Origin of the sequence: Caballeronia sordidicola, assembly GCF_000729995.1 — a bacterium.
Lineage (GTDB): Bacteria > Pseudomonadota > Gammaproteobacteria > Burkholderiales > Burkholderiaceae > Caballeronia > Caballeronia sordidicola_A.
The window spans coordinates 1-531 of sequence record NZ_JNFG01000110.1 but is presented as its reverse complement, the minus strand read 5'-3'; the positions used below and the strand labels follow the sequence as shown (position 1 = coordinate 531).

Annotated in this window: 2 pseudogenes; one reads left to right on the top strand and one right to left on the bottom strand. The window is 66.3% G+C overall.

Annotated elements, in window-relative coordinates:
* Positions 1 to 218 (top strand): annotated as a pseudogene (locus tag FH08_RS50770) (sigma factor); the annotation flags it as partial.
* On the opposite strand, the pseudogene FH08_RS0133930 reads toward FH08_RS50770, so the two are convergent.
* Positions 134 to 531, bottom strand: a pseudogene (locus FH08_RS0133930) (FGGY-family carbohydrate kinase); the annotation flags it as partial. The pseudogenes FH08_RS50770 and FH08_RS0133930 sit on opposite strands and share 85 nt — an antisense overlap.

The following is a 531-nucleotide window of genomic DNA, read 5'->3' as shown; positions in this document are numbered from 1 at the left end:
AGGACCTGGTGCAGGAGACCATGGTCAAGGCTTATTCGGCCTTTCACTCATTCCGCGAGGGCACCAACCTCAAGGCGTGGCTGTACCGGATCATGACCAACACGTACATCAACAGCTACCGCAAGAAGCAGCGTCAGCCGGCCGAATACCCGACGGACGAGATCACCGACTGGCAGCTGGCGGCCAACGCCGAGCACTCGTCCACCGGGCTGCGCTCGCCATACAGCCAGGGGGTGTAGAGCAGCCCGCGGGCGCCGGCCGGCACCCGAGCGGCGATGCGGTCGAGCAGGGCATAGAGATCCGGGTGCTGTTCGTCGCTGAGGAGTTCGTCCGGGTGGTAGAGCACCTTGTCGCGCAGGAAGGACAGGTTGGCGCCCGCCGCGGTCTGCAGCGCCATGGCCAGGTAGCGGCCCTTGACCGCGCTGGGCACGGCCGCCATATGCCGCAAGACATCGGACTTCTTGAAGGGCACATGGGCGCCCAGCCAGGAGGAGGTGCCGAGGTAGAGGTGCGGCGCGAAGTCTGCCACCG